At 72.1% G+C, this 7,674-nt stretch carries 7 protein-coding genes; 2 read left to right on the top strand and 5 right to left on the bottom strand.

Annotation, left to right across the window (positions count from 1 at the left end):
- The first annotated feature begins 77 nt into the window (after window positions 1–77).
- A complete protein-coding gene (locus WH07_RS11300; protein ID WP_046498851.1) occupies window positions 78–776 on the top strand; it encodes a gamma-glutamyl-gamma-aminobutyrate hydrolase family protein in 699 nt (232 codons plus the stop codon).
- Window positions 777–800: 24 nt separating this feature from the next.
- Here WH07_RS11300 and WH07_RS11295 read toward each other — a convergent pair whose 3' ends face one another.
- Window positions 801–1,742, bottom strand: coding sequence for a LysR family transcriptional regulator (locus WH07_RS11295; RefSeq protein WP_198533783.1), 942 nt, complete (start codon window positions 1,740–1,742; stop codon window positions 801–803).
- Between the two features lie 70 nt (window positions 1,743–1,812).
- Here WH07_RS11295 and WH07_RS11290 point away from each other — a divergent pair, with 70 nt between their 5' ends.
- The gene (locus WH07_RS11290; protein ID WP_079023136.1) at window positions 1,813–3,039 is read left to right on the top strand and encodes a TDT family transporter; all 1,227 of its coding nucleotides are present in this window, start codon (window positions 1,813–1,815) and stop codon (window positions 3,037–3,039) included.
- Here the strand turns inward: WH07_RS11290 and WH07_RS11285 are convergent.
- From WH07_RS11285 to WH07_RS11270, 4 genes are all read right to left on the bottom strand, one after another.
- Window positions 2,933–3,697, bottom strand: coding sequence for a helical backbone metal receptor (locus WH07_RS11285; RefSeq protein WP_046498849.1), 765 nt, complete (start codon window positions 3,695–3,697; stop codon window positions 2,933–2,935). The genes WH07_RS11290 and WH07_RS11285 overlap by 107 nt on opposite strands.
- Window positions 3,698–3,710: 13 nt before the next feature.
- The gene (locus WH07_RS11280) at window positions 3,711–4,259 is read right to left on the bottom strand and encodes a helix-turn-helix domain-containing protein (RefSeq protein ID WP_046498845.1); all 549 of its coding nucleotides are present in this window, start codon (window positions 4,257–4,259) and stop codon (window positions 3,711–3,713) included.
- Window positions 4,260–4,518: 259 nt separating this feature from the next.
- Entirely contained in the window at window positions 4,519–6,339 is a 1,821-nt protein-coding gene (locus tag WH07_RS11275) for an ABC transporter permease/substrate binding protein (RefSeq protein WP_046498842.1), read from the bottom strand.
- Window positions 6,332–7,477: a quaternary amine ABC transporter ATP-binding protein gene (locus tag WH07_RS11270; RefSeq protein WP_079023138.1), complete on the bottom strand. Its 1,146-nt coding sequence runs from the start codon at window positions 7,475–7,477 to the stop codon at window positions 6,332–6,334. Before WH07_RS11270 ends, WH07_RS11275 begins: the two co-directional genes overlap by 8 nt.
- Window positions 7,478–7,674 lie beyond the last annotated feature (197 nt).

The raw sequence follows: 7,674 nt of genomic DNA, 5'->3' as shown, positions 1-7,674 counted from the left end.
CCCACGCACGCCCCGCCCCCATCCCCACGCACGCCATCTCCACACGCCCCGTCTCCGCGCACGAAGGACCACGACGCATGAAGCCGCTCATCGGGATCAGCACCTATCTGGAGGAGTCCGCCGCGTGGGGCGTCTGGGAGCTGCCCGCGGCTCTGCTGCCCGCCGGCTATCCCCGGATCGTCCAGCGCGCCGGCGGGCTCGCCGCGATGCTGCCGCCGGACGACCCGGCCGCCGCGGCCCCGGTGGTGGCCCGGCTGGACGGGCTGGTGATCGCGGGCGGCCCGGATGTGGAACCCGTACGGTACGGAGCCGAGCCGCATCCCCGCACCGGACCGCCCGCCCGGGAGCGGGATGCCTGGGAACTGGCCCTGATCGACGCCGCGTTGGCGTCCGGCACCCCGCTGCTGGGGATCTGCCGGGGCATGCAGTTGCTCAATGTGGCGCTGGGCGGAACGCTCCTCCAGCATGTCGACGGCCACACCTCGCAGGTCGGGGGGACCTTCGGCGAGCATCCGGTGAAGCCGGTGCCCGGCACCCGCTACGGCGCCCTGGTGGCCGAGGAGTTCGCCGTACCGACACACCATCACCAGACGGTGGACCGGCTCGGGGAGGGGCTCACCGTATCGGCGTTCGCGGTGGACGGCACGGTCGAGGCCGTCGAACTGCCGGGCGCGCACTGGGTGCTGGGGGTGCAGTGGCATCCCGAGATGGCCGAGGACACCCGGGTGGTGGGCGCGCTGGTCGAAGCCGCCTCCTCGCGGGCCGCGGGCGTCTGAGCCCCCGGCCGGAGAACCCCGTTCTCAGTCCAGGGCGCCGTGGATCAGGGAGAGCAGGTCGCGCGCGGGGCCCGCGGGCCGGGTGCCGGCCGGCCAGACCGCGCGCAGATCGCGACGGAGCCGTACGCCCTCCACCGCCACCCTGACCAGCCGGCGGGCCGCCAGTTCCTCGCCGACGGCGAGTTCGCTCAGGACGCAGGGCCCCGCTCCGCTCACCGCGGCGGCCTTCAGGGCGGTGGTGGAGGCGAGTTCGAGGAGGGGCTCGGCGACTCCGCCGTACGGGGCGAGCCCGGCGTCCAGCACCTGACGCGTGCCGGAGCCCGGTTCCCGCAGGATCAGCGGGGTCGCGGCCAGTTCGCGTGCGTCGAGCGGTCCCCGGCGGCGGGCCCAGGGATGGCCGGGGGCGGCGATCACCAGCAGCCGGTCATGGCCGATGACAGCCGAGTCGAGGCCCTCGGGCGCCTCGCTGCCCTCCACGAAGCCGAGATCCGCCTGATGGGCCAGCACCCGCCCGGCGACCGCCGCGGAGTTGCCCGCCTGGAGGGAGACCGCGGTGTCCGGCCGGGCCCTGTGCAGCGCTATCAGCCAGCCGGGCAGCAGATACTCGGCGATGGTCATGCTGGCGGCGACACGCAGCCGTGAGTCCCTGCGGCCGCGCAGCGCCTGCGCTCCGGCGTCAAAGGCCTCGGCGGCCTCCACCACCCGCCGGGCCCAGTCGGTGACCAGGCTTCCGGCGTCGGTGAGCCGGGAGCCGCGCGGTGAGCGATCCACCAGGGCCACCCCCAGCAGCCGCTCCATCGCCCGGATCCGGCTGCTGGCGGCAGGCTGGGTGATGCCCAGTTCCCGGGCGGCCCGGCCGAGGCTGCCCAGCCGGGCGACGGCGAGCAGCAGTTCCAGCGCACCGAGGTCGGGCACCCGGTGGGCCAGTGGAGTGGCGGGGCGCGCGACGAACGGGGCATCGGCCATAAGTCCAGGTTATGACCCCATAGGGACAAGGGGCCTGGTGGGGGCGGTGCCCCGGCGCGACGGTGGATCCATGGCCACTCTCGCGCGCCCCCGTACACAGCCCGCGGCGGCGCGTCCCGCACCGGATCACGCGCAGGATCACGCACCGGACCGCGCACGGGATCCCGGAACGCCGCCGCCCGGAAATCCCCCCGGAAAGCGGCTGCCCCGGCTCCGGCATCTCGGGCCCAACTGGTACGCCATGGTGATGGGCACCGCGATCGTCGCGACCGCGGGCGCCGGGATCCCCTTCGACCTGCCGGGGCTGCGGGCCGGTTCGATCGTGGTGTGGGCGCTGTCGGCGGTGGCGCTCGCCGTCCTGCTGACCGCCAGGGCGGGCCACTGGCGGTACCACTCCGATCAGGCACGCGCCCATCTGCACGACCCGGCCATGGCTCCGTTCTACGGCTGTGTGGCGATGGCACTGCTGGCGGTCGGGTCCGCCACGCTGGCGGTGGGCCATGAGGTGCTCGGCCAGCGGGCGGCGGTCCTCGTGGACGCGGTGCTGTTCGGCGCGGGCACGCTCCTCGGGCTCCTGGTCGCCGTGGCCATGCTGTATCTGCTGGTCGTACGCCACCGGCCGGGGCCGGCGGAGATATCACCCGTCTGGTTGCTTCCGGTGGTGCCGCCCATGGTCTCGGCGGCGTCCGGGCCTTCGCTGCTGCCGTATCTGCCCGCCGGTCAGGGCCGCGCGGCGCTGCTGTTCGGCTGCTACGGGCTCTTCGGGCTGAGTCTGCTCGCGTCACTGACCCTGCTGCCGCTGATCTTCGGCCGGCTGGTGCACCACGGCCCGCTGCCGCTGGCGCTGACCCCGTCGCTCTTCCTGGTGCTCGGCCCGCTGGGGCAGTCGACCACGGCGGCGGGCCGGCTCGCCGATGTGGCGCACGGCGCGGTGAGCGCTCCGTACGCGCGGGCGCTGGGCGGTTTCGCGGTGCTGTACGGCGTACCGGTGATGGGGTTCGCGCTGCTGTGGCTGGCGCTGGCGACGGCCCTGGTGGTACAGGCCTGGCGGCGCGGGATGCGGTTCACGATGGCCTGGTGGGCCTTCACCTTCCCGGTCGGTACATGCATCACGGGCGCGGAGGGACTGGCGGGCCGTACCGGCCTGGTGGCGCTGGAGTGGCTCGCGCTGGGGCTGTACGCGCTGCTGGTCACGGCCTGGGCGGTGGCGGCGTGGTGCACCCTGCGCGGTCTGCTCGCCGGAGCGCTGCCCGCAGCATCTCCGGCGCCCGCACCAGCGACGGCCCGTACCACGTGAGGTACCGCCCGTCGACCAGGGCGGCGGGCAGTCCCGGGAAGGCTTCCGGGCCGTCGTCGGCGGTGAAGCGGTACGGCTCGTCGGGCAGGACCACGAGATCGGCGCCCGCGGCCCGCAGTTCGTCCAGCGGGATCCGCGGATAGCGCTCGGGGTGGGTTCCGTACACATTGGCCACCCCCAGCCGGGCCAGCAGATCCCCGGCGAAGGTGTCCCTGCCGAGGACCATCCAGGGCCTGCGCCAGACCGGCACGACCGCCGTGCGCCGCTCGTACGGGGGCGGCTGAGGCGTCTCCCAGGCGCGCCGGGCGTCGTCCAGCCAGCGCGGTACGGCGAGGCCACAGCCCGCCACCAGGACGCGTTCCAGCTCGGTGAAGGCCTGCTCCAGCGTTCTGACCTCGGTGACCAGCACGGTCAGCCCGGCGGCCCGGAGAGCGGCGAGATCGGGGGCGCGGTTCTCCTCCTCGTTGGCGATCACCAGATCGGGGCGGAGCTCGGCGACAGCGGCCACGTCGGGGTTCTTCGTACCGCCGATCCGTGCGGTGTCGAGGCCGACGGGCCGTACGCACCAGTCGGTGGCGCCCACGATCAGACCGGGCGCACTGGCGGCGACCGCCTCGGTGAGCGAGGGGACGAGCGAGACGACACGCGGGCCCGGCACGGTGCGGGTCCCCTCAGCGCCGGGGGTCGACGGTCGCGTCGATGTGCTCGGCGACGGCGACGACCAGGATGCGGGTGCCGGGCTCGGTGGCGCGCCAGCGGTGCCTCACCCCGCCGGAGAGGTAGAGCGTGTCCCCGCGCTCCAGGCGGTACGCGCGCCCCTCGGCCTCGACCTCGGCGGCGCCGTCCGCGATGTACATGATCTCGTCGTTGCGGTGCTGGTACTCGCGGCCGGTGTCCTGCTCGCCGGTGAATTCCTTGGCGTTGAGCTGATGCCCGCCCCGTACCACCCTGCGGACCCCCGGTCCGCCGTCGGAGGCCCGTACGACATCGACGGTGCGCGCTGAGTCGGCGGCGGCGTGCAGCCGGGCGGGGGTGGTTTCCAGGGCGTCTGCCACCCGTTCCAGCGAACGGGTGCTCGGTCTGGCCCGTTCGTTCTCGATCTGGCTGAGGAAGGGCACGGACAGCCCGCTGCGCGCGGCGACCGCCGCCAGGGTCAGGCCCAGGGACCTGCGCCGCCTGCGGACGGCCGCGCCCACCCTGAGCGCTTCCTTGTCGTCCATGACTGGGCTCCCTCCCGACCGGATCGTCATCTTCTCAGAGTTGACGCCAGTACAAGAGCTGTCCTGCCGCACCCGCTGCCGAACCCCGGCCGGTACGAGCGCACGGGCGGGGCGGCGGGCGACCCCCCGGGTCAATGATGCGCGTTTGCGGGTGATTCGCAAAGAGCCCGGATGTCTGTTCGAGCACATGGAAGAGGCGGGTCCACCCGCAGGCGGACCCGCCCTTCGCTGTAATCGCGGCCCTACGAGGCTCTGCCTATCACCCCGAAGAGCCGCCGTCGACCGGGGTCCATCGCTCCGCGAGGCCGGGATGGTCCTTGAGCCAGGTCCGGACTGCCTCCTGCTCCTTGCCCTTGCCCGCCGACTGGATCGTCGCCTCCAGGCCGGTGAGCTGCTCCTCGCTCATGCTGAAGTCCTTCAGCCAGGAGGCGACCTGCGGCTGGTCGGCGGAGAAGCCCTCGCGGGCCAGCGTGTGGACTCCGTCACTCTCCGCGCCGAAGGCCTTCCTGGGGTCCTTGAGCTTGGTGAGGTCATAGGTGCTGTACGCCCAGTGCGGCGACCAGAGCACCACGACGACCGGCTCCTTCTTGTCGTACGAGCGCTTGAGCTCGGACAGCATCCCGGGCGTGGAGCCGTCGACGAGGGTGTACTCGCCCTCCAGGCCGTACTCCTTGAGGACCTTGTCCTTGAGCAGGCCCATCTCGCCCGCGCTCGGCTCGATGCCGATGATCCGGCCCTTGAAGGTGGAGGCCTTGCCCTTGAGGTCGTCGAGGGAGTCAAAGCCCTTCATATAGGCGGGTACGGAGAGTTCCAGCGAGGTCTGGTCGTACCAGGAACCCATGTCCTCCAGGCTGTTCCTGTACTTCGCCCAGTAGGCGGCGTGGGTGACCGGGAGCCAGGAGTCGGTCTGGATGTCGATCTGGCCGCCCGCCTGGCCGGTGTAGAGCGAGCCGGCCTCGTACTGCCGGGCGTCGACCTCGTAACCGCGCCGCTCCAGCAGTTCCTTCCAGAGGAAGGTGGAGGCGATGCCCTCGTCCCAGGGGATGTATCCCATGGTGATCTTCTGGCCCTTACCGACATTCCCGGCGCCCTGGGCGGTGGTGCTCTGCGGGGAGCCGCCGAGGACGCCGATGCCGCCGGCGACCAGCGCGAGGACGGCCACACCGGCGAGGGCGACGACGGGCTGGGGGCGGTGGTCCCAGAGCCGCACCCCGCCGGTCAGTTCCTTCGCCTTGGCGACGGCGCGGCGGCCGAGCGGGGAGACCTGGAGGCTGAGCGCGCCGGTGACCCGGTCCAGATACATGGCCAGGATGACCACGGAGACGCCCGCCTCGAAGCCGAGGCCGATGTCGACATTGCCGATGGCGCGGTAGACGGCGCCGCCGAGGCCGCCGCCCCCGACCATGCCCGCGATGACCACCATGGACAGGCCCAGCATGATGACCTGGTTGATACCGGCCATGATCGTCTGGAGTGCCAGCGGAAGCTGGACGCGCAGCAGGGTGTCACGGGGGCTGGTGCCGAACGCCTCGGCGGCCTCGACCAGTTCGCCGTCGACCTGCCGGATGCCCAGCTCGGTCATCCGGACACCGGGCGGCAGCGCGAAGATGATCGTCGCGATGATGCCCGGGACCACACCGACACCGAAGAAGAAGACACCCGGGATCAGATAGACCATGGCGGGCATGGTCTGCATGAAGTCGAGCACCGGCCGGGTGACCGAACTGACCGCTCTGGAACGGGCGGCCCAGACACCCAGCGGGACGGCGATGAGCAGGGTCACGATGGTGGCGACGAGCACCAGCGAGAGGGTCGCCATCGCGTCGTCCCACAACTCGACCGAGTCGATCAGTGCGAAGCCGGCGAAGGCGAGAACGCCCGCGACGAGGCTGCGCAGCCACCAGGCGAGGACGGCGAGGATGCCCGCGAGGAGCAGCGGTTCCGGCGCCGAGAGCACCGCGTCGATGCCGTCGTACATGCCGGAGACGACCGAGCCGATGGCGTCGAACAGCCAGGACAGATGGCGCTGGAGGAAGTCGACGGCGGAATCGACGCCGTCGCCGAGACGGAACCTAGGCACTGGCGGCCGCCTCGCCTGTGGTGGTACTGGCAGGGGGCTGACCGACGGTGGTACGTGCGGCGGCCGGCGGGGTCAACGGCTCGCCCAGCGCGGCCAGCAGCCTCGCACGCGGAACGACTCCGACGAGCTTCCCCTCGCCGTCGGTGACCGCGACCGCGACGCCGCTGGTCGAGCAGGGGGTGAACAGCTCGCCGACCGGGGTCGAGCCGACCACGCTGGCGGGCGCGGCGGACATCACGTCCTCGGCGGTACGGAGTTCCCTGCCGTCGTCGGTACGGGTGCCGTAGGCGGTCTCCGGTTCGGCCATGATCGCGGCGGCGGTGAGCACCCGGGAGCGGTCGACGTCCTGGGTGAAGGAGGCGACATAGTCGTCGGCGGGGGTGACGAGGATGTCCTCGGCGCTGCCCTGCTGCACGATCTCGCCGTCGCGCATCACCGCGATGCGGTCGCCGAGGCGCATGGCCTCGTTGAGGTCGTGGGTGATGAACACGATGGTCTTCTTGAGCCGCGTCTGGAGTTCGAGAAGCTGGTCCTGCATGTCCCGGCGGATCAGCGGGTCCAGCGCGCTGAAGGACTCGTCCATCAGCAGCAGATCGGCGTCGGTGGCGAGCGCGCGGGCAAGGCCGACGCGCTGCTGCATCCCGCCGGACAGCTCGTCCGGCCAGGACGTCTCCCAGCCGCCCAGGCCGGTCAGCTCCAGCGCCTCCGCGGCGCGCTGCTCGCGCTCCGCGCGCGGGACCCCCTGGACCTCCAGTCCGTACGCGGCGTTCTCCAGGACGCTGCGGTGCGGGAACAGGGCGAAGTGCTGGAACACCATGCTGATCCTGGTGGACCGGACCTGGCGCAGTTCGCGCGGGCTCAGGGCGGTGAGGTCCTGGCCGTCGAAGAGGACGCGGCCGGCGGTGGGTTCGAGCAGCCCGTTGAGCATGCGCAGCAGGGTGGACTTGCCGGATCCGGACAGGCCCATGACGACGAAGATCTGTCCGGGCTCGACCGAGAAGGAGGCGTCGATCACCGCCGCGGTGGTGCCGGCGGCGCGCAGGGCGTCACGGTCCGTACCGTTCTTGAGCCCGGTCACGGCTTCGGCGGGTCGTCTGCCAAAGATCTTGTACAGGTGTTCGGCTTGGAGCCTGGACACATACACCTCTCGCGTTGAACGGATACGGCCTGCCACCCCCGCGGGCAGGCCATGGAACGGGCGGGTTCGGCCCGCTTCGCCCGGATATGGAGCTGGACCAATGGACGGTCCAACCGGACTCGCTCCGGGTGCGCGCCTGCCCCCGCTTCCATACGGCAAACGATTTAGTGGCCCGGGTCACAACGGGGTACAACGGG

The sequence above is a fragment of the Streptomyces odonnellii genome, from assembly GCF_000981895.1.
GTDB lineage: Bacteria > Actinomycetota > Actinomycetes > Streptomycetales > Streptomycetaceae > Streptomyces > Streptomyces odonnellii.
This window is presented reverse-complemented; position numbering and strand designations above follow the sequence as displayed.

What these genes read in the sequence shown, in the direction of transcription:
- WH07_RS11290 (WP_079023136.1), top strand. Translation starts at nt 1,813, where the DNA reads ATGGCCACTCTCGCGCGCCCCCGTACACAGCCCGCGGCGGCGCGTCCC.
- WH07_RS11280 (WP_046498845.1), bottom strand. Translation starts at nt 4,259, where the DNA reads ATGGACGACAAGGAAGCGCTCAGGGTGGGCGCGGCCGTCCGCAGGCGG.
- WH07_RS11300 (WP_046498851.1), top strand. Translation starts at nt 78, where the DNA reads ATGAAGCCGCTCATCGGGATCAGCACCTATCTGGAGGAGTCCGCCGCG.
- WH07_RS11295 (WP_198533783.1), bottom strand. Translation starts at nt 1,742, where the DNA reads ATGGCCGATGCCCCGTTCGTCGCGCGCCCCGCCACTCCACTGGCCCAC.